Source organism: Campylobacteraceae bacterium (assembly GCA_013215945.1).
GTDB lineage: Bacteria > Campylobacterota > Campylobacteria > Campylobacterales > Arcobacteraceae > NORP36.
On the sequence record JABSOM010000004.1, the window covers coordinates 236,678 to 262,032 of the forward strand.

The 25,355-nt window shown below is 28.1% G+C and carries 26 protein-coding genes; 8 read left to right on the plus strand and 18 right to left on the minus strand.

Features of this window, described 5'->3' with window-relative positions; all coding sequences use genetic code 11:
- Positions 1-6: 6 nt before the first annotated feature.
- The 5 genes from lysA to gap all read right to left on the minus strand — a co-directional run bounded on the left by lysA (position 7) and on the right by gap (position 5,161).
- Positions 7-1,215: a diaminopimelate decarboxylase gene (gene lysA, locus HRT41_06125; protein NQY23590.1), complete on the minus strand. Its 1,209-nt coding sequence runs from the start codon at positions 1,213-1,215 to the stop codon at positions 7-9.
- 206 nt (positions 1,216-1,421) lie between these two features.
- On the minus strand, positions 1,422-2,249 hold the full coding sequence (gene fabI / locus HRT41_06130) for an enoyl-ACP reductase FabI (GenBank protein NQY23591.1): 828 nt from the start codon (positions 2,247-2,249) through the stop codon (positions 1,422-1,424).
- A 10-nt stretch (positions 2,250-2,259) separates the two neighbouring features.
- Entirely contained in the window at positions 2,260-2,958 is a 699-nt protein-coding gene (locus tag HRT41_06135) for a triose-phosphate isomerase (GenBank protein ID NQY23592.1), read from the minus strand.
- Complete coding sequence (locus tag HRT41_06140) at positions 2,959-4,155, minus strand: phosphoglycerate kinase (protein ID NQY23593.1); 1,197 nt, start codon at positions 4,153-4,155, stop codon at positions 2,959-2,961.
- 7 nt (positions 4,156-4,162) lie between these two features.
- Entirely contained in the window at positions 4,163-5,161 is a 999-nt protein-coding gene (gap, locus tag HRT41_06145) for a type I glyceraldehyde-3-phosphate dehydrogenase (protein NQY23594.1), read from the minus strand.
- A gap of 185 nt (positions 5,162-5,346) precedes the next feature.
- Here gap and nadD point away from each other — a divergent pair, with 185 nt between their 5' ends.
- Both nadD and rsfS read left to right on the plus strand, forming a co-directional pair.
- Positions 5,347-5,904: a nicotinate (nicotinamide) nucleotide adenylyltransferase gene (gene nadD, locus HRT41_06150; protein NQY23595.1), complete on the plus strand. Its 558-nt coding sequence runs from the start codon at positions 5,347-5,349 to the stop codon at positions 5,902-5,904.
- Positions 5,897-6,220, plus strand: a complete 324-nt coding sequence (rsfS, locus tag HRT41_06155) for a ribosome silencing factor (protein NQY23596.1) — start codon at positions 5,897-5,899, stop codon at positions 6,218-6,220. Before nadD ends, rsfS begins: the two co-directional genes overlap by 8 nt.
- A 141-nt stretch (positions 6,221-6,361) precedes the next feature.
- On the opposite strand, the gene HRT41_06160 is transcribed toward rsfS, so the two are convergent.
- The 9 genes from HRT41_06160 to HRT41_06200 all read right to left on the minus strand — a co-directional run bounded on the left by HRT41_06160 (position 6,362) and on the right by HRT41_06200 (position 13,903).
- Entirely contained in the window at positions 6,362-7,951 is a 1,590-nt protein-coding gene (locus HRT41_06160; protein ID NQY23597.1) for an arginine--tRNA ligase, read from the minus strand.
- 8 nt (positions 7,952-7,959) lie between these two features.
- Positions 7,960-8,190: a twin-arginine translocase TatA/TatE family subunit gene (locus HRT41_06165; GenBank protein ID NQY23598.1), complete on the minus strand. Its 231-nt coding sequence runs from the start codon at positions 8,188-8,190 to the stop codon at positions 7,960-7,962.
- 118 nt (positions 8,191-8,308) lie between these two features.
- Positions 8,309-8,689 carry a fluoride efflux transporter CrcB gene (gene crcB / locus HRT41_06170; protein NQY23599.1) on the minus strand — a complete coding sequence of 127 codons (381 nt, stop codon included), beginning with the start codon at positions 8,687-8,689 and terminating at the stop codon, positions 8,309-8,311.
- A gap of 1 nt (position 8,690) precedes the next feature.
- Positions 8,691-9,374, minus strand: coding sequence for a 1-acyl-sn-glycerol-3-phosphate acyltransferase (locus tag HRT41_06175; GenBank protein NQY23600.1), 684 nt, complete (start codon positions 9,372-9,374; stop codon positions 8,691-8,693).
- Positions 9,358-10,617: a hypothetical protein gene (locus HRT41_06180; protein ID NQY23601.1), complete on the minus strand. Its 1,260-nt coding sequence runs from the start codon at positions 10,615-10,617 to the stop codon at positions 9,358-9,360. Before HRT41_06180 ends, HRT41_06175 begins: the two co-directional genes overlap by 17 nt.
- Before the next feature lie 27 nt (positions 10,618-10,644).
- Positions 10,645-11,319 (minus strand): phosphoribosylformylglycinamidine synthase I, encoded by a 675-nt coding sequence (purQ, locus tag HRT41_06185; GenBank protein ID NQY23602.1) that lies wholly within the window; start codon positions 11,317-11,319, stop codon positions 10,645-10,647.
- A 3-nt stretch (positions 11,320-11,322) separates the two neighbouring features.
- Positions 11,323-11,568, minus strand: coding sequence for a phosphoribosylformylglycinamidine synthase subunit PurS (purS, locus tag HRT41_06190; protein ID NQY23603.1), 246 nt, complete (start codon positions 11,566-11,568; stop codon positions 11,323-11,325).
- A gap of 83 nt (positions 11,569-11,651) precedes the next feature.
- Positions 11,652-12,605, minus strand: coding sequence for a phosphoribosylaminoimidazolesuccinocarboxamide synthase (locus HRT41_06195; protein NQY23604.1), 954 nt, complete (start codon positions 12,603-12,605; stop codon positions 11,652-11,654).
- An 8-nt stretch (positions 12,606-12,613) separates the two neighbouring features.
- A complete protein-coding gene (locus tag HRT41_06200) occupies positions 12,614-13,903 on the minus strand; it encodes a S41 family peptidase (protein NQY23605.1) in 1,290 nt (429 codons plus the stop codon).
- Between the two features lie 131 nt (positions 13,904-14,034).
- Here HRT41_06200 and HRT41_06205 point away from each other — a divergent pair, with 131 nt between their 5' ends.
- Positions 14,035-14,616: a tetratricopeptide repeat protein gene (locus HRT41_06205; GenBank protein NQY23606.1), complete on the plus strand. Its 582-nt coding sequence runs from the start codon at positions 14,035-14,037 to the stop codon at positions 14,614-14,616.
- A 7-nt stretch (positions 14,617-14,623) separates the two neighbouring features.
- Positions 14,624-15,595 carry a hypothetical protein gene (locus HRT41_06210; GenBank protein ID NQY23607.1) on the plus strand — a complete coding sequence of 324 codons (972 nt, stop codon included), beginning with the start codon at positions 14,624-14,626 and terminating at the stop codon, positions 15,593-15,595.
- Between the two features lie 264 nt (positions 15,596-15,859).
- On the opposite strand, the gene HRT41_06215 is transcribed toward HRT41_06210, so the two are convergent.
- Positions 15,860-16,111 (minus strand): helix-turn-helix transcriptional regulator, encoded by a 252-nt coding sequence (locus HRT41_06215; GenBank protein NQY23608.1) that lies wholly within the window; start codon positions 16,109-16,111, stop codon positions 15,860-15,862.
- A 186-nt stretch (positions 16,112-16,297) separates the two neighbouring features.
- On the opposite strand from HRT41_06215, the gene HRT41_06220 reads away from it, so the two are divergent.
- The 4 genes from HRT41_06220 to HRT41_06235 all read left to right on the plus strand — a co-directional run bounded on the left by HRT41_06220 (position 16,298) and on the right by HRT41_06235 (position 22,408).
- Entirely contained in the window at positions 16,298-16,519 is a 222-nt protein-coding gene (locus HRT41_06220) for a hypothetical protein (protein NQY23609.1), read from the plus strand.
- Between the two features lie 797 nt (positions 16,520-17,316).
- On the plus strand, positions 17,317-17,937 hold the full coding sequence (locus tag HRT41_06225; protein NQY23610.1) for a hypothetical protein: 621 nt from the start codon (positions 17,317-17,319) through the stop codon (positions 17,935-17,937).
- Positions 17,938-18,085: 148 nt separating this feature from the next.
- The gene (locus tag HRT41_06230; protein NQY23611.1) at positions 18,086-18,265 is read left to right on the plus strand and encodes a hypothetical protein; all 180 of its coding nucleotides are present in this window, start codon (positions 18,086-18,088) and stop codon (positions 18,263-18,265) included.
- Between the two features lie 72 nt (positions 18,266-18,337).
- On the plus strand, positions 18,338-22,408 hold the full coding sequence (locus HRT41_06235) for a hypothetical protein (GenBank protein NQY23612.1): 4,071 nt from the start codon (positions 18,338-18,340) through the stop codon (positions 22,406-22,408).
- Positions 22,409-22,615: 207 nt separating this feature from the next.
- Here HRT41_06235 and HRT41_06240 read toward each other — a convergent pair whose 3' ends face one another.
- From HRT41_06240 to HRT41_06250, 3 genes are all read right to left on the minus strand, one after another.
- On the minus strand, positions 22,616-23,749 hold the full coding sequence (locus HRT41_06240; GenBank protein NQY23613.1) for an epoxide hydrolase: 1,134 nt from the start codon (positions 23,747-23,749) through the stop codon (positions 22,616-22,618).
- A 163-nt stretch (positions 23,750-23,912) separates the two neighbouring features.
- Positions 23,913-24,905, minus strand: coding sequence for an LLM class flavin-dependent oxidoreductase (locus HRT41_06245; GenBank protein ID NQY23614.1), 993 nt, complete (start codon positions 24,903-24,905; stop codon positions 23,913-23,915).
- Between the two features lie 298 nt (positions 24,906-25,203).
- Positions 25,204-25,355 (minus strand): hypothetical protein (locus HRT41_06250; GenBank protein NQY23615.1); only part of this gene is annotated, 152 nt, incomplete at its 5' end.

Below are 25,355 nucleotides of genomic sequence, written 5' to 3' on the forward strand. Positions count from 1 at the left end.
ATACTATTAGTTAATAAATTCTTCTTCTAAAGCAATCAAATCATTAAAAGTTTCTCTTTTTCTTATTAATCGCTCTTTCCCATCTTCATATGCGATTTCAGCAACTCTACTTCTGGTATTGTAATTAGAACTCATTGTAAAACAATACGCTCCTGCACTGTGTAAGAGTACTAAATCATCATGAGAAGTTTGTGGTAAATCAATATTTTTAGCAAAAAAGTCTCCACTTTCACAAATAGGACCTACTAAATTACAATCGCTTATGTTCGTATTGTCATTTAATACAGTGATTTTATGTTCAGCCCCATATAAAGCAGGTCTGATTAAATCATTCATAGCTCCATCAACAATAACAAAACGTTTATTACCATTAACTTTTTCATACAAAACTTTAGTAACAAAAGTACCACAGTTTCCAACTAAAAATCTTCCTGGTTCCATTATTACTGTAATATCTAAACCAAAAAGTGCTTTCATTATCATTTGACCATATTCTTCTGTAGAAATTAGTTTTTCATCATCATAAACAATTCCTAATCCTCCACCTACATCAAAAAATAAGATTTCCATATTAATTGCTTTTAGATTTCTTACTAAATCTGCCACTATATTAATAGATTCAGTTAAAGGTTCTAATTGTGTTAATTGAGAACCAATATGACAGTGAATTCCAACAGCAGTTAAACTCTTTGAGTTTTTACAACGAATATACATACGTTTTGCAGTATCTATATCTACACCAAATTTATTTTCATGTAAACCTGTTGAGATATAAGGATGGGTTTTAGGATCAATATTGGGATTAACACGAACAGAAATTCTACAAATCTTATCCATTGAAGCTGCTATTTCTTCAATACGAATTAGTTCCGCTTCACTTTCTACATTAATCATTAATATATCTAATACAAGTGCTTCTTTGATTTCAGAATCAATTTTACCAACCCCTGAAAAAATGATTTTATAAGGTTTTACACCTGCTTTTAATGCTCTATTAACTTCTCCAATAGAAACACAATCAGCTCCAGCTCCCAAAGTATTTAAATGTTTTATAACAGATAAATTTGAGTTCGCTTTTACAGCATAAGCAATTATTGATTTTCTTGCTTTAAAGGCCGCTTTTAATTCATTGTATTGCCCAGTAATATGGTCAAAATCATACACATAATATGGCGTTGCATATTTTTTACTTAATTCTTTGAAATCTATACTCATAACTATCCTATACTTTTAAAATCTTTATTTTAAATTCATTAAATCCAAAATTAAAACTTTTTCTTATGCTTATAAATAGTCTCAAAGTGTGAGGTTTTTTTCAAGACCAAGGCGGAGTAAAAATCTAGGCAGGAGCGTACTTTCGTACGTGACTGTCTAGATTTTTAAGACAACGAAGGTATTGGTAAAAAGCTTACGCTTTGTGGCTATTTATCTGTGCCGTTCCATGCTATTCTTTGCTTCCCATTCTCATCAAATCTAGTTGCTGGCATACCCATAATATTGTAACCACAATCCACATAATGAATTTCACCTGTAACAGCTGAGCTTAAATCAGATAATAAATACATACCAGAATTCCCAACCTCAGTAGTTGTTACATTTTTCTTCAAGGGTGCATGCGCTTCATTCCACTTAAGCATGAATCTAAATTCACCAATTCCAGCAGCAGCTAGGGTTTTAATAGGACCTGCTGAAATAGCATTTACTCTAATACCATCTTTTCCTAAGTCTTCTGCTAAATATTTTGTAGTCATTTCTAAAGCAGCTTTAGCTATTCCCATTAAATTATAATTAGGAATATATTTAACTCCTCCATAATAAGTAAGCGTTAATACGGAACAAGAATCACTCATAATTGGTTTTAACTCTCGTACTACTTCTATTAAAGAATAAACAGATACATCCATTGCAATATCAAAAGAAGCTTTAGGAATATCATAAAATCTCCCTGTTAAACCATCTTTTGGAGCAAAAGCAATTGAATGTACAATAAAATCAATTTTTCCAAAGTCTTTTTCTAAAGAAACTTTTAACGCTTTTATTTCATCTGGATTAGATACATCACATGGATAAACATAATCTTGGCTTCCAAATTCAGCAGCTATTGGCTCAACACGTTTTTTAATTGCATCATTTACATAAGTAAAAGCAATTTCTGCGCCTTGATCTGCACATGCTTTTGCTATTCCATACGCAATAGATTTATTATTAGCAACCCCTAAGATTACTCCTTTTTTGCCCTTCATAAACATCGTTGATCCTTTATTTTGTTAATTCTATAATTTTTGTAAAATCTTCTTTTATCCAAGAAGCCGTACCTATTAATGCACCATCTACATTAGCTAAAGAACAAATTTCTTTTGCATTTGATACTTTAACAGAACCACCATATAAAAGAGGTTTTTTAATATTCTTTTTAATAGCATCATGAACATTTGTAATATCACTAATAGTAGCAGTAACTCCCGTTCCAATTGCCCAAACAGGTTCATACGCTAAGATTAGATTTTCATAAGAAGTATCAATGCCTTCTAACTGAGAATAAACATATTCTAATGTTTTATCAAGTCCTTCTTCTTTTACTTCTAAAGGCTCTCCAATACAATAAATAATAGTATATCCCAATTCCATATAGTATTTATATTTTTCTACAATCAAACTTTGAGACTCACCAAGTACATGTCTTCGTTCGCTATGACCTATTAAAATTGTTTTGATATTAAACTCATCCAAGTGAATGGTTCCAATTTCACCAGTATATGATCCTGCTTTTGTTGTATAAGCATTTTGAACACCTATGTGTAAATTGTCTTTTTTATCAAATGTATCTAAAGATGTAGCTGATGGGAAGATATACACTTCACTTGAACTATTATCTTCTAAATAATCATTTACAAAAGATACAAATTCTTTTGTAGATTTTCTTGTATGATTTGTTTTAAAATTTGCCGCTATTATCATTTATTCTCCTATTACTAATGCTTTTACACCAGGCAGTATTTTACCTTCTATTAATTCTAAAGAAGCTCCCCCACCTGTTGATATAAAAGTCATTTCATCTTCATCGCCTGTAATTCTTACTAAGTCAGCAGTATCACCACCTCCAACAACTGTTGTTGCAAAAGAAGAAGCAACAGCATGCGAAAGTTTCATAGATCCTTTCATAAACTTGTCCATTTCATAAACACCCATTGGACCATTCCATAAAATAGTATTTGCATCTTGAATAGCTAAATTAAATAAAGAAGCAGTTGCAGGTCCTACATCTAGAGCCATCCATTTTTTAGGAATTTCTTGTATAGTTGTTACTTTTGCAATAGCTTCTGCATCAAAAGCTTCCGCAACTACAACATCTACTGGTAAATAAAATTTAACACCTAATTCTTTTGCTTTTTCCATAATTCTTAAAGCATCTGGAATTAGATCATCTTCTACTAAAGATTTACCAATTTCGTGTCCTTGAGCTTTAAGAAAAGTAAAAGCCATTCCTCCACCAATAATAATCTTATCTACTTTGGTAATTAAGTTATGTAAAGCTTCTAATTTTCCAGATATTTTAGAACCTCCAACAATAGATACAAAAGGACGTTTTGGTTCATTTACAATATGGTGAAAAAATTTAATTTCTTTTGCAAGTAAAAATCCAGCCGCTTTATGTTCTTTATCAAAGTATTTTGTAATAGCTTCTACAGAAGCATGAGCTCTGTGAGATACACCAAAAGCATCATTGATATAAACATCTGCCATTGAAGCTAATGTGCTTGCGAATTCTTCATCATTACTTATTTCACCCGGATTGTAACGTACATTTTCAAGTAATAATATTTCACCTGCTTGTAGGTTTTTTGCAATTTCCAAAGTATCAGGCTGAATAACATTTTTTGCCATTTTGATTTCTTGTTTTAAAAGTGTATGCAAACGTTTAGCAATAGGTTTTAAAGAATATCTTTCATCATATTTATCTTTTGGTCTTCCAAAATGTGAAGCCAAAATAACAGCACAATCATTGTCAATACAATATCGAATTGTATTTAATGCCGATTTAATTCGCCTGTCATCTGTAATATTAAAATATTCATCCATAGGAACATTAAAATCACATCTAATAAATATCTTTTTTCCTGCTATATCTAAGCTTTTAATTTCTTGTAATTTCATACTAAACCTATTTTTTAGCTACAAACATAGCCATGTCAATAAGTCTTGAAGAATAACCCCACTCATTGTCATACCACGCCATTATTTTAATCATGTCATCACCAATTACTTGTGTTAAATCAGAAGCAATAATAGTAGAATTTGTATTTCCTATTAAATCACTAGAAACCATCATATCATTGTCAACAGCTACAATTCCAGGTAAGTCTTTTACTTTTGATTCAAATAACGCATTAATTTCTTCTTTTGTTGTTTTTTTAGAAACCACAAAGTTTACATCTACCATAGAAACATTAGGTGTTGGTACTCTTACGCTTTGTCCATGAATTTTACCATCTAAATGAGGCATAATTAATTTCATAGCTTTTGCAGCTCCTGTAGAGGTAGGAATCATATTTTGAGCCCCTGCTCTAGCTCTTCTTTTATCTTTTGAATGTTTTACATCTAAAATATTTTGATCATTTGTATAAGAATGAATAGTTGTCATTAACGCTTTCTCAATCCCAAAAGCATCATCAATAATTTTAGCAACAGGTCCAAGACAATTGGTTGTACAAGAAGCATTAGAAACAATGTTTTGCCCCTTATACTCATGCTCATTTACTCCAATAACAAAAGTAGGTGTATCATCTTTTGCAGGTGCAGACATAACTACTTTAGAAGCTCCATTATCTATATGAACTTGACATGCTTCTTGTGTTAAATAAGCACCTGTACATTCTAAAATAACTTCGGCTCCACAATCTTTAGCAAAAGACAGTTCTTTGGCATTTCTGGTTGAATATAATTTTGCATTTACATTTCCCATTTTTAAATACCCATTTTCTACTTTAACATCACCATCAAATGTTCCATGAACTGTATCATATTTTGTAATATATTCTAACATAGACAGCTCTGCTGTGTCGTTTATAGCAACTAACTCAATATCATTTCGTTTTGCTATTATTCTAGCAACACATCTACCTATTCTTCCAAAACCGTTAATTGCGACTTTAATAGCCATCATGTCCCTTTATTTAATGCAATATTATCAATAAGCACTGTATAATTTTGAGATATTTTATCCAAAAGTTGCTATAATAAACGTTAAGTAATATTGTAAGTTTAAATTATATATTTCCTAAGCTAAAAAAAGAAAAATTCTTTCTTAGTTTTTGCAAAAAATAATTTAAAAGAAGGATTAGATAAGTGAAAATTGGTATTTTTGGCGGTAGTTTTGACCCTCCTCATATAGGGCATAAAAAAATCGTTAAAAAAGCGCTCAAAAAATTAGATCTTGATTTATTGATTGTTGTACCAACTTTTTTAAATCCTTTAAAAAACACATCATTTTTGGATGCATATTCTAGATTGGACTTACTAAAAACCATCTTTTCTAAAAAAAAGAAGGTTTTAATAAGTGATTATGAAATTAATCAAAATCGGCCTGTTTATTCATTAGAAACAATTAAGTATTTAAAACATAAATACAAAAGCTGCCAAATCTATTTGATTATTGGCGCTGATAATTATAATTCTTTTGGTAAATGGAAAGATCATGAAAAAATCAAAGAACTTTGCACCCTAGTTGTTGCAAGTAGAAATACTTATGAAACAAAAAAAGATGATGATGTTAAAAAACTAAAAGTGGACATTGACATTAGCTCAAGTGACATTAGAGGTTTTTTAAATCTTAAATATATTCCTAAAAAAATAAGAAAAAAAGTCAAAAAAATTTGGCAAAAAAAAGGCTTAAGCATTGAATAGATGTGATCAAATAGTAAACGTATTAAACGAAAAAAAAGCAGAAGATATTGAAGTTATTGATTTAAGATCAAAAAACTATATTGTTGATTATGTGGTTATTGCAACTACATTAAATAATAAACATGCCTACTCATTATTGAATTACTTAAAAACAGATGTAAAATCTGATACTGAAGATTTTGTAAGAGTTGATGAAGATGATGATTGGACTGTTGTTGATTTGGGAGATGTTCTTATTCATTTAATGAGTGAAAAGTACAGAAAAAAATACACTCTTGAAGAATTTTTATCACAACTGAATGATAAAGAAGTATAAATAAAAGGCTAGCCTTTTATTTACTACTTGGGTTTAATAAAACCTTAGAATAATTAGAGGTGGCGTTTTTAGCTCCACCCATATTATCTGTCAAAATTGCGTATCCAACGCCTACAGCTACTAGAATTAAAAACCATTTCATTACATTACATCCTTTGCTTTAATACCTAATAAATGAAGCCCCAGTTTAATACTTAAAGCCACCATAGATAACATTTTTAAATATTCATCTTGTTCTTTACTGTCAATAATTCTGTGTTCATTATAAAATTTATGTACAGAAGCAGCCAAACCATGTAAATAGTCAGTAATCTTTTGCATATCTCTTTTAATAAATCCCTCTTCTAAAATAGCAGGTAATAAAAGTGCCTCATATAATAAATTAAGCGCATCTTGGTTGATATTTGTAAATTCAACATCTTTCACATCACTAGGCGTTTTATTTGCTTTTTTAAACAACTGATTAATTCTAGCATGAGCATAGTTAATATAAAAAGTTGGGTTTGAAGAGTCATGATTTTTCAAAGAATCCAAATCAAATTCTAAGTGAGTATCTGATTTTTTAGTTAAAAAGATAAATCTTAGTGCATCAGCCCCAATTTCTTTTGTTATATCAGACATTAAAATAACTGTTCCCGCTCGTTTAGACATTTTGTACGGTTTTCCACCTTGTAATAAAGAAACCAACTGAGATAAAATAATCTCTAATTTAGAAGAATCATAACCAGAAAATTCAACACTAGATTTCACTCTTTTAATATATCCATGGTGATCTGCACCCCAAATATTAATACAAGTATCGTATTTTCTATCAAACTTATTTTTATGATAAATAATATCTCCTGCTAAATAAGTAGGCATTCCATTGTCACGTACAACTACACGATCAGAATCATCTCCATGTTCAGTAGATTTAAGATAGATTTTTTTATCTTTTGTATATAAAGCACCTTTAGCTTCTAAAGAAACTTTTGTTTCATCCCATTTAGAATATAACTCAGACTCATAAACAAAAGAATCAAATTCAATATCTAAGTCTTTTAAATCTTTTACAATAATATCTAATACTAAATCTTTTGCAAAAATAGCAATTTTTCTGTGATTTTTTTCATCATAAAAAATATCTTTTCCAAATTTAGCTTCTACTTTTTCAGAGATTTCAAAAAGATATTCTCCTCGATAAAATGTTTCTGGGAATTCTACAACTTCATTATAAAGATATTCTTTTGCACATAAACAAATTGATAAACCCAACATATCCATTTGAGAACCTGCATCATTTACGTAATACTCACGTGTTACATCATAACCAATATGATTACCAACTCGTGTTAGGGTATCTCCTAAGATAGCACCTCGTGCATGTCCAATATGTAAAGGTCCCGTAGGATTTGCAGAAACATATTCTAGAAGAATTTTTTCTTTTTTTTCACTTATTTTTCCAAAATCAAAGTTCTCTTTTAAAGCTTTATTGCTCAAATCAAAAAGAAAATCTTTAGACAATCTAAAGTTAATAAAACCCTTAATAGCACTTACTTCTTCAAACATTGAACAAGCATCAAATTCTTTTGCTAAATCTTGCGCAATTTGCATAGGATTTTTTCTTAGCTCTTTTGCCAAAGAAAAAGCAACAGGTGTTGCATAATGTCCAAAAGAAATATCTTTAGGTTTTTCTAATACTACTTCTCTTTTTAAAATTTTTTCAATAAAACTTTTAACTAACTTTTGCAATTATTTTCCTAAGCGTTTTTTGTTTCGTCTTTTTTACTTGACGTTTCTTTATTTTCATTCTTTTCAAGTTCTTCATTTTTAGTAACTTCAACTGTTTCATCATCTTCTTTAACAGCTTTTTTGAAGTTCTTAATTCCTGAACCCAAACCCTTCATTAATTCTGGTATCTTCTTTCCACCAAAAAGTAACAATACTACAAATGCAATTAAAATCCATTCTACACCACCTGGCATTCCCATTTGACACTCCTGCGTTATTTTTATTTTGAAGTATTATATCGGCTTAATGCTTAAAAAAAATATTGAGTCAAATAATATTGACTAAAAGAAAATCTTCTTTAACTAGCAATTTTTACTTTTATTTTAGAAAAAAATGAAAAATCTTATATCCAGAAGCTGCTGCTAAAATAGAACCACATACATTAAATAAAACATTTGCAAGGCCTAGGAAAAAAGATGTTTCAAGAAGGAAAAAACTTTCAATTGCAAAAGTAGAGTAAGTGGTAAAAGCACCTAAAAACCCTGTGCTCAAAAAAGATTTACTTTCTGTAGAGAAGTTTTGTACAGCAAAAAGTGCAAATAAACAACCAATTAAAAAAGAGCCAAGAAGATTTACCCCTAAAATTCCATAAGGAAAATCACTTGCAAATGTTTTATTAGATAAATGCACTATATAAGCGCGTGCAATAGCACCCAAAAAACCGCCAAGTCCTACAGCTAATATAGTAGAACCCGTCATTTTATGCCTTTTTTAATTCGTTTTGTAAAACTTCATTCATTAAGGTTTCAGTATCTTCAAACCAAGTGGTTTTTCTTTTTGCTTGTACAGGTTTTAAATAAATGACTTTAACCGTGCCAGCGTTTACTTTGAAGTTTTGAGAATCTAAGATAGCTCTTGTATTAAGTAAAATAATAGGCTGGACTCTTAGTTCTAGTTTAGAAGCCACCATTGAAGATCCCGCTTTAAATGTTAAAAGTTGTTCACCATTTGAGCGTGTTCCTTCTGGAAACATAGCAATAGGACGACCTTTTCCTATTCTGTCTTTAGAATCCTTGATTAATTTTATTAAACCCGATTTATTTTCTCTATCAATACTTATCATTTCAGGCATTTTCATAATATGTCCAAAAAAGAATAAATCAGTAATCTCTTTTTTTCCGACCCAAGCTAGGTGTCTTGAGTGAAGATGTTCCATAATAATAATATCTAACATACTTTGATGATTCATGATTATCATATCACAAGATTCGTCCAGTTTTCCTACTTCAACAATTTTTATTCCCAAACATAAAATTTGGAATTTCATCCATATTTTAATTATTCTGTGAATTTTATTTTTAAAGCAGAACATAGCAACAATAACTATTCCTACCGTCAAAGAAAATTGTATTGCTATAAATAATGCTTTAATTCTTGCTAACATTGTTTTCCTTAATCCAACCAATTATTTCAGTACTTTTATCATTCGTATTAAATAAAACCTTATAAAAACCAGCTTTATGGTTTAGTATTTCTACCAGTTGTTCTTTTTGTGTTTTAAAAAAAACAGTTGAGTTTTTTGTCGGCAAAATATAAATAATTACATCTTTTTGTATAATAGCTGTTTTATTTGGCATTACATATAAAATAAGTAATATAACAAAAACAAGGGTTATTATAAGATAAATCAATTTTCGTTTCCACAAAGTAATAATAAGAAAGAAAAACAAAAAAGCTGAAATTGCTATTTTTTTATAAAACTCAAAATTTGAATTATTTGGGTTTAAATCACTTTGAGTAGAAATCAACTCGTTTTCTAAGATAATAGGTAAATTAATACTTATAAAAGAGTTTGTTTTAAGACTGTAATAATTAAAAGTAATCTTTTTTGTATGAATAGGAACAATTACATGGTAAATAAGATTTTGTGAAGGATAATCTTGATCAAAAGAGGTAGAACCTTGCTCAAGGTATTCAAGTCCTAGAGTAAAATCTTCTAGGTTACCTTCTTGGGCTGATAAGTCTAATACCGTTAATAGTTCTTTATTATTGTACTGTTTGGTTTTATAATTATTTACTATTAATTCTTTTGCAATTACATTTGAAAACCTTTTATTTCCATTTGCTAAGTGAGTGAATTCAAGTTTTAAAGCATCTAAATATTGGGTTTCTTGAAGCATTCCATTATTATAAAGCAGAATTTGAATACGAGGCATTACAAAATCAGAAGAACTTACTTTAAAATAAAATTTATTTTCATATTCTTGTTCTTCTTTTTCACTCCAAAGGGAATCTTTATTTAAAACACTTACATTTAATGCATCAAGAAAACGTATATCAATTTTTTCATAATTATCTCTTGCTACTATTACTTTAAGATCAATAGCAAAGGTTTGTTTTTGATAAATAACATCTGGAAATTTTTGATAAGAGAGGTAAAGCGTTTTAGCTTGTGAAAAAGTATCATCAAGTAAAAAAACCTCTTTACTGTAATCTATTATTTCTTTTTTTGGTGTTTGAAAAGAAGTACTTTCTTTTATTTCAAGTAAAGTCGTTTCTTTTATAACTTGTGTATTTTCTACCTCTTCACTTATAGCAGGGGAAGAGAAAACAGAGACTTCTTTATTTTGAAGTTCACTGGAAAAAAGAATTTGCGTGAATAAAAAAAGAGCGAGTATATAGTTCATATCTGTCCTTGTATAAGCAGCAAAAAGCTACTTATTTAAAAAACCTTCTAACATTTTGATTCCATGGGTAGAACCTAAAATTTCTTCTAATGCACGTTCAGGATGTGGCATTAATGCAAAAATGTTTTTTTCTTTATTACAAATTCCAGCAATATTTGAAACAGAACCATTTAAGTTAATTTCTTCTGCTTCTTCATTACAATATCTTAAAAGAATTTGATCATTTTTTATTAACTCTTCTAAACCAGCTTCATCAATAAAATAATTACCATCATGGTGGGCAACTGGAATATTAAGAGTTTCACCAACTTCAAGTTTTTGTAAAAAAGTATTGTTATTTGATACTACTTTTAAAGGAACAATTTTAGAAATAAAATGTAATTTATCATTTCTTTTCATAGCACCTGGTAATAAACCAGCTTCTAAAAGAATTTGAAAACCATTACAAATTCCTAAAATTTTTCCACCCTTAGAAGCATATTCTTGAACTGCATCCATAATAGTAGCAAATCTAGCAATAGCTCCAGAGCGTAAATAATCTCCATAAGAAAATCCACCAGGAATTACTAAAAGATCAGTATTTGAAGGTAATGTTGTTTCTTTATGCCATATAATACTTACATTGCATCCAAGTTTTTCAAAAGCATACTGTGTATCGTACTCACAGTTTGTTCCAGGGAATTGTAATACTGATACGTTCATCACTTAGCCTATGATTTCTATTGAATAATCTTCAATTACAGTATTTGCGAGTAGTTTTTCACACATTTTTGTAACTTCAGTTCTTGCATCTTCTTCATTTGAAGCATTTAACTCAATAATAATTTGTTTACCAATTCTTACATCTTTAACAATATCTTTAAAACCTAAAGTATCTAAAGCATGGTGAGTTGCTTTTCCTTGGTCATCTAATACACCTTTTTTTAATCCAATGTTTACAATTGCTTTCATTTATTACCTTCATATATATTTTTGCGATTATATCTAAAAGAGCTTTATATCACTTTTAGATACGTCTTAACTGTTTTTTAATACTATTTATTTAGTCTTTTCTCAATCATTGAGTAAGCACTTAAAATACCTTGCGTAATTGAAGAAGGAACTTCTACGTCTAGTTTTTCACCCACTTTTAAACTCTTCGCTTTTTCTTTCCAAGAATTCTTTTTAGCAAAATCACGAAGAATTTGTTTATCCATTGAAAGATAATTTCCAGCTTCAAAATTCTCACGAGCAATAAAACGTGAACTCTCAGGAGTTAATACTTCATCTCCAAGAACCCATTCACCTTTTTGATTAACAAAGATTTCAAACTTTGTATCCACAACTACAATACCATTGTCATGCGCATAAGAAGTAAAATCTTTAAACAGTTTTTCCATACTAGAAATAATCTCTGGGAAAACTTCTTGAACTTTAGCTGTATTTAAAGGTTCGTCTTTAATTCCTTTAGTTGTAGGAGTAAAAATTGCAGTCTCAAATTTATGCCATTGTTTTAAATCTTTTGATAAATCCAAACCATAAGGATCATTTCCATTTTGACAGGCTTCAAATAATGAACCTGTTAAATAGTTTCTAAAAATGAACTCAAATTGTACAAGCTCACCATCAATTACAGCTTCTAAGGGTTTACAAAGTTCCATTAATTGACATCTTGGAGCAATATCTAAGGAAGCATCAATTTTTTCATCTAAAATAGCTGTTCTAATTCCTGATTCTTTAGCATATGCAGCACCATTATTTGAAATACTTGTTTGAGAAACGCCTTTTCCGATAATTTCAAGATTTAAAGGAATATCAAAAACAGAACATCTGTCACTTCTTACTAATAATACTTTTTGATCTTTACCTGGGCAAGTATAAAGATCTGCATTTTTCCCAATATAAAATAAATTGTATCCTAAATCTTCAAGTTCATAAATACCTTTTTTTGAGGTAGTTTTTTTTGCTTCTGGCCAAAGTCCTAGTTCTACAATATCACTAATTTTCATTTACTCTCCTAATTCATTATAATTAAACTTTTTAGAATATTAACACCTATGGTTAATTGATTGTCTAAAAGTAATTTTTCTTTTGTAATAATTGTTTTGTTTTCTTTTTCTTCTATTTTTTCTTTTATTTTTCCATCAACTTTTTCAAGTTCACTTTTTAAATGTTTTTTTAAATCTGCTTCTTTAATTTTAAAATCATTTTCTTTTTCACTTACTGACTCACCTGCATAAGCAATAATATCTGGCGTTACTCCTACAGCTTGTATTGTTCTACCACTTGGTAAATAATATTTAGCAATAGTAATTTTAATACCTTCACTTTTATCTTTAGTAATTGGTAATACTGCTTGAACAGAACCTTTTCCAAAAGTTTTATCTCCTACAATAATTGCTCGTTTATGATCTTGAAGCGATCCTGCAACAATTTCAGAAGCAGAAGCACTTCCAATATTTACAAGTACAACCAAAGGAGCTTTTGTTAACGTGGCTCGATAAGAAGCGGTAAACTTCTCTTCATCATTAACATCTCTTCCTTTTTGTGAAACAATAACACCCTTGTCAACAAAAAGATCTGTAACTCCAATAGCTTGGTTTAACAAACCTCCAGGATTATTTCGTAAATCTAAAATAATTCCTTTGAATTTTTTATTTTCTTTAATGGCTTTACTTAAACCTTTTACTACTTTTCTATCAAAAGAACTCACTCGTAAATATAAAATATCATCTCCAATGGTTTTTACATAAACACTTTGAATTTTTATAATGTCTCTTATGATTTTGATTTTAATAGGTTTGTTTTGACCTTTTCTTACAACCGTTAAAACAATAGCCGTTTTAGGTTTTCCTCTCATAAAACCAACGGCTTCATCAAGAGTAATGTTTAAAGTAGATTTATCATCAATTTTTAAAATAATATCGCTTGCTTTAATTCCGGCCCTATCAGCAGGGGTATCATCAATAGGAGATATAACCGTTAAAGCTCCATCTCTCATTCCAACTGTAATACCTAAACCTCCAAATTCTCCAGAAGTTTTTATTTTCATTTCTTTGAAATATTTTTTGTCCATATAAGTAGAATGAGCATCTAATTCTTGCATCAAACCTTTAAGTGCTTTGTTCACAATTTCTTCTAATTGTAAATCATCCACATAATACTTCTCAACTGTGCCAATAACTTGCGTTAACTTCGATAAAGACTCAAAACGTGAGGGTTTTGCTTCTGGATCTTTATGTTCAACTGCATGAAGCGAAATAAAGAAAGAATTCATTAGCATAAACGATATTAGTATTTTTCTCATTGTCTACCTTTGGTCATAATTATTTTGATTTCAGTTTTTCTTAATATTTGGTATTATATTGAATGTTTTATAAAAGTAAGGTTTTATGCTTTTTTTTGTAGTATATGTATTAATTTTTCAAAAGGTAAATAATGGCGCTAAAAGATAATATTGATTTCGTTAAAAATGAAATTTCAAGTGAAGAAAAATTCTTAGAAGGTTTTGTAAGAAGTGAAAACTTTTTCAAAAAATACAAAACAATAATTATTGCAGCAGTTGTTGTAGTTATTGTTGCAGTTGTTGCATACAATGTCAACTCATATAACAATGAACAAAGTAAAATAGAAGCAAACATAGCATTTAATACCATTTTAGAAAACCCAAATGATAAAGATGCATTAGTAGTTTTAGAAAATAATAATAAAACGCTATACGATTTGGCTTTGTATATACAAGGAAATAAAGAAGGTAAGATTGTTGATACGAATGTGAAGTTTTTAAAAGAACTTTCTATTTATCAAAAAGCCTTAGAAACAAAAAACATTGCTGCACTAAATTCAGTGTCTATGCAAAAAGACTTTTTGTTAAAAGAATTTGCAATTTTTAACAGAGCTTTATTTTTAGCTCAAGATGGGAAATATAAAGAAGCGAAAACAACACTAAAATTAATAAAATCAGATTCAAAAGTGAATGAATTAGCAAGTTTGCTTAATCACTATTTGATTACAAAGTAAAATCATGATAAAAAAAGTTTTATATTTTTGTACATTTGTACTATTGTTCCAAGGCTGCTCTTCAAAACAATATTTTGAACCAGAAGACTCTTTGTCGTTAAACGTAGATACGCAATCTTTAAGTGCAAATATTATTGCTTTTAATAGAGATGGGGCTACACTTGATAACAACTTAGTAATTACTAAAGAGGGTATTTTAAAAGAAAAACTACCTGAAGGCTTCACTTTTATTAATTATTCTAATAAAAGATTAATTGCTAGTAATAACAAAGATCAATTGTATATTGATTCAAAAATACTAGACTTAAAGAAACATGTAATTGCAGCATCTGTACAAGGCGATATTTTAGCTTTATTATTAAATACAAATACTATTGAGATTTACAATTTAAAAAGCAAAAAAGTTGTTTTTAAAGAATATTTGTCAAAATCTTTAGTAAATGATGTAAGAATAGCAAATCCTGTATTTTTAGGAGAATTACTTTTATTCCCTAGTTTAGATGGAAAAATTGTAATTGTAGATTACAAAAAGAATGTAATTTCAAATTCAATTGTACTTGATGCAAACGGTCAATTTAATAATCTGATTTATTTAGATGTTGTTGATGATAATTTAATTGCAGCAACCTCTAGTAAAATCATTTCGGTTAGTTCTGCTAATGTAATTATCAAAGATTTTGAAATAAGAGATGTTATTTCAAATGAAAAAGAAATTTATATTGCTACAAATGATGGACAAGTTATGCATTTAAGTTCTACACTAGAAACGAAGAACAGTAGAAAATATAAATTTGCTAAGTTTTATACTCTTGCTTTTGGAGAAGAGTTATATGCTTTAGAATCGCAAGGATATTTAGTGGCAATCAAACCTGATTTTTCACAAGATGCGATTTATGATTTTCCTTTAGATGAAGAAGACAAGGCTATTTCTATTGGCAATACTATTTATTTTGATGATAGTTTTGTTATTCTAAAATAGTTTCTTCATTAAAACAAGTAGTTTAAAACTACTTGTTTTAAGCTTTTCATTCCCCTCTTTCTACAGACAAATATTTACCACCTTACATTTTAACAATCATTTATAAAATTAGCTTCTTTTTAGAGCTCAACTACACTAAAATTTTCTGCTTCTTGTTTTCAATATTAAAAAAATAATAAAAGTACAAGGGTATAATAATTAATTATTGACTTCCCCTTATATAATTTTCATTCCTCTATCTACTTCAGCAAAAAAATCAAAGTGTTATTTTTCAAAAAATTTTGATAATGTAATATCAAGAACTTTTGAAATTAAATATAACTGTCTAATATTAAAATGTTTATTTTCAAGTCCTGCTTCAATCTTAGAAAGCATACTTGCAGATGAGTGACCAATAGCTAAAGCCAATTGTTCTTGTGTAAACCCTTTTTCTTTTCTATATTTCTTAACATTATTGGTAATATTAAGAAATAAATTTTCAAATTCTTCTTCTTCTACTTCTAAAAATATTTTCATTGTATATAATTCCCTATAGGTGTAATTAATATTTAAGTTTATAAAAGATATGATTTATTTATAACTCCCTATGGGTGTATAATATTATATTTAATTTAAATAATAGAATAATAATTTGTATATTAATAATAAATTTAAAAGAAAAAATAATTAAATCAAGATTCAAAATAGAATGGGGAGTTAAAATTGAAAAAAAGAATGTTAAACGAACTAAACCTAAATCAGAATATTTGTTATAATAAAATATCTCAAACCGATAAAGAAATACGTATTACAAAATCTAACATTAGAGTTGGATCTATAATAGAAATTAGAGAAATATGTGATATATATATGATTTTAGAAAAATATAAATCTGATTTTGATATTGTTGTTTCAACTCAAGAAGTTCTAATCCAATTTAAATAAAAAATTTAATGTAGGCAAGAGATATTTATATCAACTTTCTATTTAATATAAATTACTACATTCATAGTTTTAGAGCTCGTGAAAGCTAGCGCATTCGTTTTTTACTTTTCTTTATTGAAAGAAACGTAACAAAAGAAGCAACTGCCACGTTGTTGAAAGCAAAGCTACCTTCCCTTATTATTTTCTTCTTTCTGCTCTGCAAAACTCATTAAAATGTGCTAAAGAGCACATTTCTTAACATTCAAACAGTTTCGAGCTGTTTCGAAAGAAAAAAACAAAACACTCTGTTTCAACAAAGGCAGGACTTCCGCTCCACGTTTTATTTTAAAAATGTTTTCTCTTTTAAAGATAAAAGAATATAGAACATATATTACGTAAAATGATTTTTCATTAGGCTCTTTCCCTGACTTTGATAAAGCTAAATCTTTTTATTTTTTAGCGGAAAGAGGTGAAAACTGTGTGAGCGTAAAAAATGTACTCTCTAGCACGTTTTAGCGAATTTTTGAGCCTAGCTAACAAATAAAAATATTTAGGAACCCGAAGGGCTTTATCATTTCGTCAGTTGCTTTCTTGTTTCTTCTTTTCAAGAAAAGAAGAAAAAAAACGCAAAGGGTACTTTGTATGAGTACTTAACAAATAAATAATATGGCTATGTTGCTAAAATTATTAAGAATAATAAAATTCGTTAATTCTGTGACGTAAACTGTGACAGGTTTTTTGTATACTTCAAATAATTCAGTCAATTTATATGCAATATATCTCTTGTGGATAATTAGACTCACTTACCAAGGAAATTTATGAATATCACAAAAACCACTTCTTTAAAATATAAAGTTATTATAGGATTGAAAATATTTATTTTATTATGGATTCTAGTATTTTTAATTGTTACATTTACTGCATCATATTTAAAATTATTAAGTGTAGCTATAAATTTAATGATTATGTATTTAATATTCACATTGGTTTATTTTAGTTTTTTGGCAGAAAAAGAAGAGAGAATAGTTATTTTAAATATGTGGAAAGTATATTTTTCTGTAGTTACGATTATGTTTATATTTATGTACTCAACAGAATCTAACTTACGTAAAGATAGTTTAGATTATCAAAAAACGAAGTTAGATTATGAACTAAGAACTAATTCAAATAATATAAATAAGACTTTTTTTGCCTACTCAAACATAGTAACTCAACATTTAAACTCAAATAAACAAGAAAAACTTATAGATATATCAAAAGTATCTATAAGAAATAAGAAAGAAAAAGTCTATACTCTTTGGTATGCAAATCTTTCTGTAAGTGTAATAATTATAATTACACTTTTTATGTTTTTATGGTCTTTAATTGAATTAAAGTTTTTTCAATATAAAAGGATAAGTAAAAAATCAGACTTCTTAAAAATCAAGTTAAGGAAATGATATATCAGAACTTATGCAACCTATTTTAAGAGCTCTAAAATAAAAATAATGAATTAATAAGTTTTGTAATATTAGAAGTAAGATTTTCCAATTTTATCTTAGATACAATAACTCTACAAAGATGCAAAACTCTTAGAAGGAACTACATATGTATGAAATATTAAATGCAGTAATCTCAATTATTGCAGGAATATATCTTTATTTAATAGCAGCAGAAAAAATTAAAAGTAGAATTAATCAAACTACACTAATAAAATATTCGAAAGCAATGAAAGGCTTAGCTATTTTTTTTATTGCTTTTGGAATTATAGGACTTTTTACACCTTAAATTTAGTGTGAATATTCCCATTAATTAAAATAAAAACATTTCTTAGAATAATCTAAAAGTAAAAGGCTATAAGTGAACAAGTACATAATCCAAAATATGATTAAATACAGTGACTATGAACATTACTCTGAGACATTTAGTAAAGATTATATGTCTTATTTTGATGAGTCAAAAACATCCCCAAGTTTTAATGATATATATTCCTTTAAATATTTAATGATTATTGCAGAGCCTGGATATGGAAAAACAAGGCTTTTCAAAGAGCTTGTTTTAAAAGCAGATCAAAATAATTCAAAAGTTTTCTTTATTGATTCAAAACAAATTAAAAACTCAATAGTTGAGAGTATTAATAAATGTAAAATAGTTGAACAAGACATATCTGAAGAAAAACTTCAAAAAAAGATCTATTTTTCTAACACGCAGGATTATACACTTACTGAAAATACCATTATTTGTTTAGATGCACTTGATGAAATACCCTTTTCAAAACTTTATAGTTTTTTTGAAGAAGTTGAAGAATTTATATCTGACTACCCAAAAACAAAAGTATTTCTCTCTTGTAGAACTCATCATTTAAAAAAAGTAGAGTATGATTTAACTAATATCTCTTTTGCATATATTACATTAGATAGTTTTTATGAGAGGCAAATAGTAAAATATTTGGAGAATATAGGATTATGTAAAACTAAGATTGATGAAATAAAAGAAAAGTCTCATTTAACAAACTTAAATTCATATCTATCAATACCAAGATACTTGTACTATTTTAGTGAAATTACAAAAAATAAAAGCATCAAAGAAGTAATGAGTTTATCAAGAACTGAAATATTTGAAGAGTTTATATATAGAAAAATCAATAAAGAAAGAGATGTACAATATCCAGAATCTGAAAATCACAGTATAAAAAGAGTTTTAGAAGAACTAGCTTTAGTTATGAAACTATTTCAAGTTTCACAAATTAGCAAAGATGATTTTTTTACAGTTTTTAAAGAATTAAATTTAAGTAATATATTTACTGGTGAAGGATTAATTGAAAAACTTACAGAGAAGAGTCTTTTAAAAGATAATATAGATTATTTAGAATTTGAGAATCAAGAGTTTTTAGATTTTTTAGCAGCAAAAGAATTAAGCAGATTTGAAAAAGTTGAACAAGTATTTTTTGATATGGCTGTAGAACCACACTTCAAAGAAGTATATGCAAGCTGGTTTTATGTTATGCCATTTGTTTTAGAACAACACCCTCAGTTAATAAATATTATATTAGGTTTTTTAGAACAAAACTCTGATAAAATTTTAAGAGAAGCATATTTTGATGTAATAACAAGCATAGATATTACACAAATAAATAAAAATACTAAAAGCAGAATATTCAATATTGTATTTGATTATTACTATGAACATAGACAACCGCTTTATCCTAATAAATTAATTTATTTTTATATAGAAGAAGAACACTACAGTAAAATACTTCATTCAATTAATTCTGATATAGATAAAGTGAGAAGAAGAAATGCAATCGAGCTTATTGAAGAGATAGCTAATCATTATGAGTTATCTCCTAGTCAAATCAATTTTTGGAAAGAAACATTTTTAAAATGGCTAAAGTTAGAACCTAAAAAACATAGACATTTACATGCATCATTGATATCGAGTTGTGCAATTATTATGAAAAATGATTTTAATTGGATAAAAGATATATATTTTATTTTTGAAAATGGCATTGAAGTTCAACATGAATATTCAAGAACTTGCAACAAGATAGCTCCAAATGATGAATTTAGTATAAATGTATATTTAAAGTGCACTAGACAATTTAAAAAGAATCAACTTGAAAGAGCAGGAAGATTAGATGACAATATAAAATATATATGCAATATTAATAATCAAAGTGGATTACAATATTTATTAGAAAAACTAGTCTCAAAAGATTATAAAATACATTTAGACTACTTATTTCATGGTAGTACCAAAGATAGATTTCAAAATGATTTAAAGATCTTAATATCAAATATTCGTAATTATATAAATAAAGAAATCTATTACTTATTAAAAAAAATTATTCTTAATTTATTAATAGAAAATATGTCTTACCGTAGAGAAGAAAATCAATATTTATTTCAGAAACTTTTTCAAGTATTAATGAAAGAAAACCCTAGTTATATATATGAATTTATAGATAAAATATATTGTTTATACCTAAGTAATAAAATTTATAATTTTCAACTTGAAGATATAATAGTTTATCAATTAGCTAAATATTTCAATATAAAAAACTATTTGAGAATTTATGGACAATTGAAACAATTTAATTTAAGAAATTTTGATGATTTAATAGCTAGTAGACTCTACTTTAATGAAAAATTAGATGGAGATGTCAAAAAGAAAATAGAGGAATCTTATAGTAAAGAATTATCAGAACTTCTAAAGTCTAACAAAAAATATAAAGAGAAAAGTCAAAGAGATGATGTAAATAGACAAAGAGGCTTATGTAAGCAATGGGGACATAAAATAGAGCCTGAACCTAGAAAATTTGTAACTGATTTATTCTACTTCTATAAGAATAATAAGGAGGCATTAAAACATTGTAAAAATTTTGAAAGTAATAAAATTAAAACTATTAATTTAGCTAAAAGTGTACTACTACACAATAATCCTCTTGATGGAAAAATTAAGGTTAATGGGAGAAGTTCAACTATTTGGGGTGTTCATTATTATAAAGAAGCCATTGAACTTTTATATAATGAACATATTGAATTAAAACAGCCTGAAGAACAAACTTTGATAGATAATATATTTCGATATTTACCATTTGACATAAATTCAGAATATGAAAGTACGTTAAAACTTGCGTACAGCCCATCAACAGAAGCCATAAAAGATATTTTAGATGTATATTCAGGGGTAAGAGACGATGATTTGGATATATCACATCCAAGAAATCTTATTGAAATATATAGGAATATGAGAATAATTGAAGCAGATAAATTACTTTTAGGGATGCTTTATAACTCTAAAATAAGTGAATATATCCGCGAACAAATAATTACTATCCTTCCAAAAGAGATATTGACGCAAGCAGATATTGAAGGTTATATTAAAACTAAAGGTGAAAAAGACGAGCTTTATGAAAGCATGTTAATAGCTTTAGTTAAAAACTTTAATAATGAAGTTGCTATAAAAAAAATATTTGAACTAGTTATAAAAAAAGGTAAAGAAACGGAAATTCCAGACGATGCATCTAATTTATGGGACACATCTTTAGATTTGGATAGAACTCATAATAAACTAGCTCATACATTGATGAAAATAAATTATAATTTAAAAGAAGATAAAAAACTACTTGAAATTGCACTAATATTAAGAAAGAATGAGAAAAATTTAAATGCTTTATTTTTTGAAGAAATAGTTTTTGGTCATTTAAAACATCTAAACAATAAAAAATCATTTGAACCTTTAATTGAAGTGGAGAAATTTTTACAAAGTAAAAAACTAAATTCATTTGAATATAAACTCAAAGAATTAAAAGATATTTTCTTAAATGAAATAGCAAAACCAAAGCATATTATGGAAGCAATTAAATCTTATAAAAAAGCGAAAGCAAATGAATATCTTCTAATTACTTCGCCTCTTCATTTAATGGAAATAGTTAAAGGTTCTATAAATAATGAAATCAAAAACTGGATTGAAATAGAAGGTGCGTATAAACATATCCAGGAACTTTCTAAAAAAAATACAAATACAAACGCTGAAGACTTTATTCAAAAGACCTTAACACCTCAAATAGAATTAGCTTTATTAAAAAGAGGATTAAGACATACAGATATTAGGATTAAAAGAGAAGAACAAACATTAGATGATAAAAGAGCTGACTTTACAATCAGTTACGGATTTGTAGGACAAGTTTTATTGGAGTTAAAGTTATCACATAACCCAGAATCAAAAATTAATTTTCAACAAGGTAAAGAGTATAAATCTAAATTACAAAAATATATAGGTGCAACAAATTCTGATTATGGAATATTTGTTATATTTAATATAAGAGAACACAAGACTATTTTTAAAAATCAAATAAAAGATCTAGCAAAATATTATAATGAAGAAAAAAATATTTTCATTCAAGGAATTGATTGTAAAATCAATTGAGAGAGTATGAAATTATAATTAAACCGCAGAAAAGGAAGCTCCTCTTTATAATAAAAGAGGAGACATACTTTGCCTTTGCCTTAAATTTACATCATTTACAATTAATACTTTTAAAAATTACAAATTACACCCCTGTGAATGAATCTCCACTTTTAATAAATGTGGAGACGTATTATTCCTACTTTATTCTTTTATCTTAAATTTCCATCATTTATCTCTAATACTTTTAAAAAAATCTATTAAATCCTTTGCTAACAATTCTGCTTGTTCACTTGCAGCAAAGTGCCCCCCTTTTGCCATTACGCTCCAACGTTTAATATTATAAGCTTTTTCAAGAAATTCACGAGGTGGTTTAGATATTTCTTTTGGAAACTGAGCATATGCCACTGGGCATTGAATGTAATCATTTTTCCCAAAGACCATTGGATTTTTAGAATTCTCATTATATATTCTAATAGAAGAATGAATGCTTTGCGTAAACCAGTACAAACTTACATTGGCTAATAATTCATCTTTGGTGAATACTTCTTCTATATTACCATTGTGATCACTCCATGAATTAAACTTCTCAATAATCCAAGCACATAAACCTATAGGAGAATCGTTTAAACCATAAGCTAGAGTAATGGGTTTAGTACTTTGAATATAAGCATATCCCGCTTCTTTTTGGGCCCAAGTATTTAATTCTTCTTGGTAATTACGCACTTCTTTAGAAACAGTATTCTCATCATAAAAAGCTGGTTTAAAAGAATCAGATACATAATTTAAATGTAAACCTATCATGTGTTTGGGATAATTCATAGCGAGCCTTGTACTAATACCAGAACCAATATCTCCACCTTGTGCAGCATATTTACTGTATCCAAGCTCCAACATTAATTTATGCCACAAACTTGCAATATAGGTATTATTACACCCTTCTTTTGTAGCTTTTGATGAAAATCCAAAACCAATAACAGAAGGAATTACTACATCAAAAGCACAGTCTTCATTATTTGTTAATAAAGGAATTAACTTAAACATTTCGAGAAAAGAGCCTGGCCATCCATGCGTTATAATGAGTGGGATAGCATTTTCATGCTTACTTTTAATATGAAGGAAATGTATAGTATTTCCATCTACATCAAAGGTATAATTGGGAAAAGAATTTATTTTTTCTTCGACTTTTTTCCAAGAAAAAATATTTAACCAATAATCAGCTAAGTCTTTCATATAACTTAGATTTGAGCCATAATTCCAAGATGAATCGTGCATTTCATCTGGCCAACGAGTATTTTTGATTTTTTCTTTTAATTCAGAAATGTTTTCATCTGAAATATTTGCAGTGAATTTTTTTATCATAAAAAGATATCCTTAGCAGCTAAAGTTTATTTTCTTAAAATATATTATCACAGATACTTCGTTTTAATAAGTAAAAAACTAGAAAAGTATCTTTAGTTGACTAAATGGTCAATTAAGTAGCATTACCCCGAAGGGGCAATAAATTTTTACTTAATTAAAAGATTTAATTTTTATTGATATCTTTGATTACCTCTGCTGTTATGCTATAAGATTTTAACCTTGCTTCATGATTATGTATTGGGCTATTAATTATTATTTCATTGGGTTTATATCTATCTATTAGTGAAGAGAGTTCTTCTTTAACTTTTGAAGCGTTACCTATAGCACAACATCGTAAGGTATTATTAACATTTGAAAGGGTTACACTGTCTAACACTTCATTAATATCATTTACAGGGTGTGGTAATAAACTTGGATTCCCAAATCTTAGATTTGCAAAACCTTGCTGATGTGAGCTGCGAATAAATGCTGCTTCTTCATTTGTATCAGCGGCAAAAACATTAATTGAAAACATAAAATAAGGTTCTTTTAATGTAGCTGATGGCTTGAAATTCTCACGATAAATTTTTGCAGCTTCCCCAAGTGCATCAGGCGCAAAATGAGAAGCAAAAGTAAAAGGTAGTCCAAAATTTGCAGCTACTTGAGCGCCATAAAGACTAGAGCCAAGAATCCATAAGGGTACATTTGTTCCATCTGCTGGAATTGCACGTATTGAATCCCCTGTATATTCACTAAAATATTGTTGCAATTGTGCAATGTCATGAGGAAAGTTATCATTGCCAGATAAATCACGCCGTAAAGCTCTTGCAGTAAGGCCATCAGCCCCAGGAGCTCGTCCTAGTCCTAAATCAATTCTGCCTGGATACAATGTTTCTAAGGTACCAAAATGTTCTGCTATTACTAAAGGAGCATGATTAGGCAACATAATACCTCCCGCTCCCACTCGTATATGTTTGGTTCCTCCTGCAATATATCCAATCACTACAGAAGTAGCAGAACTTGCAACGCCTGGCATATTGTGATGTTCTGCAAGCCAATAACGTGTATAACCAATTTGTTCTGCGTGTTGTGCCAAAAGAAGAGAATTCTTTAAAGAATAAGTAGGGCTTGAACCTTCAACAATAGGGGAAAGATCTAAAATAGAATAAGCTGTCATGATAATTTTCTCTTTAATTTTATTTGTTTAGTATATTATTATCTGAGTTTTACTTAGATAATTAAAATTTTATGCTTTTTATTTGTATTAAAATGTCTATAAATAACAATATTTCCATTTGCTAATTAATTAATTATAACACATCTATATATGTAATTATATTCACAAAAGTAAAAAAAAGGAACACCTAAACGGTATTCCTTTTTTAAATTTCGGTTCAGGAGAGAAATGAAATTTTGCAATAATTTTGTTAAAGACTTAGGTTGGTTCGCGTCAACTTAAGTTTTGATATATTGTTTTAGTTTATTCTTGTAGCAAATGTTTTACCATATTCATTACGAACAATCATACTTGATTTGTCCCCAACGTTAATATTTTGTGAACCTGAGATAAATGTATACTTATCTACTAATACTTCTTTTCCATCAATTGCCCAAATACCATATGCAC